The 1,919-nt window shown below is 69.8% G+C and carries 3 protein-coding genes; all 3 read left to right on the top strand.

Annotated elements, in window-relative coordinates; translation table 11 throughout:
* Window positions 1–327, top strand: a 327-nt coding sequence (locus AC27VN_RS40130) for an SPOR domain-containing protein (RefSeq protein ID WP_490880308.1), incomplete at its 5' end; no start/stop codon positions are given.
* A 184-nt stretch (window positions 328–511) separates the two neighbouring features.
* Window positions 512–1,159, top strand: a complete 648-nt coding sequence (locus AC27VN_RS40125; RefSeq protein ID WP_093350631.1) for a thiol:disulfide interchange protein DsbA/DsbL — start codon at window positions 512–514, stop codon at window positions 1,157–1,159.
* Window positions 1,160–1,373: 214 nt separating this feature from the next.
* A partial coding sequence (gene lptA / locus AC27VN_RS40120) for a lipopolysaccharide transport periplasmic protein LptA (protein WP_490880307.1) occupies window positions 1,374–1,919 on the top strand: 546 nt, incomplete at its 3' end.

Here is a 1,919-nt window from a genome sequence, read left to right as displayed (position 1 = left end):
GGCAGCGTCGGCGGCAGCACCACGGTGGCCGCCGCCCCGTCGTCGAGCAGCGGCAATGCCGCGGCCGCCACCGGCTCCGGCGGTGCCGATCCCTTCATGTACTTCGTGCAGGCCGGCGCCTTCCGCACCACCGAGGACGCCGAGGCGCAGCGCGCCAAGCTCTCGCTGATGGGCGTCGAGGCCCGCGTGACCGAGCGCGAGCAGGCCGGCCGCACCGTCTACCGCGTGCGCGCCGGTCCGTTCAACAAGAAGGACGACGCCGACCGCCTCAAGGAGCGGATGGACGGCGCCGGCCTCGACTCGGCGCTGGTGCGCGTCCAGCGCTGAGCGCCGTCCGGCCGGAGAGCGCCGCCGCCGGGTGGCCTCTCCCGACAACGGTCATGGTTTTTCTTTAAGCTTCGCCGCGGTCCGCGCCGCCCCCGGTTTCCCGGAGCCCCGAGCACCGCGCGCGGGAACTCCGCTTCATCGGCCCGGCTCAGTCTGCCGTCTACCAACTGGAGAGCTCTTTCCCATGAAACGTCGTGATTTCTCGCTGGCCGTCGCCGCTGGCTCGCTCGGCCTGATGGCCCATCTGCCCGCGCAAGCCCAGGCCCGCGCACCGAAGGCCGGCACCGAATACCTCGTGCTCGACAAGCGCGTGCCGGTCGACGCACCGGCCGGCAAGATCGAGGTGATCGAGTTCTTCTCGTACAACTGCCCGCACTGCAACGACTTCGAGCCCGCGCTCGAGGCCTGGGCCAAGGGCCAGCCCAAGGACGTGGTGCTGCGCCGCGTGCCGGTGCCCTTCGTGGGCAACGACGTCGAAGCCAAGCAGCGCCTGTACTACGCGCTCGAGGCGCTGGGCAAGGTCGACGAGTACCAGCCCAAGGTCTTCAACGCGATCCACGCCCAGCGCCAGAACGTGAACGGTGACGCCAACATCGTGGCCTGGGCCGAGAAGAACGGCCTGGACGGCGCGAAGTTCAAGGAGCTGTTCACCTCCTTCGGCGTGGCGAGCAAGGCCAAGCGCGCCTCGCAGCTGACCGAGGCCTACAAGGTGGCCGGCGTGCCCGCGCTGGCCGTGGCCGGCCGCTGGTACGTGGACGGCGAGCTCGCCGGCAACATGAACAAAGCCTTGGCCGTGACCAACTATCTGATCGGCGAAGCCCGCAAGGGTTGAGACCGGTCTCGCGGCCCTGGCCGCTCCGCCGCCGGGAGGCCAGAATCCCATCGAGGGTTCGGGGGCGGCCGGGCCGTCATCCGGCCGGTCGGCAGAACGCGGGGCGATCCCGCGGGGTGCCGTGCCCGGGTTCGCCGCCCCGGGGCTTTTTCATCCGCGCGCATGGGTCTGGCGCGATGGGCCGCATACAATGCAGAGCAAGTTTCGTGCCTCTATGACATCGCACTCTCACCCCACCTCCTCCCTTCGCCGCACCGGTCGCCTCGTGCTGGCCGCGCTGCTGCTGGCCGGCTCCGCCGCCGCCGCCCTGGCCGAAACGGCCGACCGGACCAAGCCGATGAACATCGAATCCGATTCGATGCGCTACGACGATCTCAAGCAGACCAGCGTCTTCACCGGCAACGTGGTGGTCACCAAGGGCACCATCATCATCCGCGGCGCGCGCATCGACGTGCGCCAGGACCCCGAGGGCTACCAGTACGGCGTGGTCACCGCGGCGCCCGGCAAGCTCGCCTATTACAAGCAGAAGCGCAACGGCAACGGCGACGAGTGGATCGAGGGCGAGTCCGAGGTCATCGAGTACGACAGCCGGGCCGACAACGTCAAGTTCATCCGCCGCGCCGTCATGCGCCGCCTGGTCGGCGCCACGCCCAACGACGAGAGCAGCGGCGCGCTGATCGTCTACGACCAGAGCAACGACACCTACACCGTCAACGGCTCGACCGTGCCGCCCAACGCCGGCGTGTCGGCGCCGGGTGGC

The organism is Variovorax sp. 20P10.2.4 (assembly GCF_058244205.1).
Note: the sequence above shows the minus strand (reverse complement) of the source record. Positions and strands in the feature narration are given on the sequence as shown.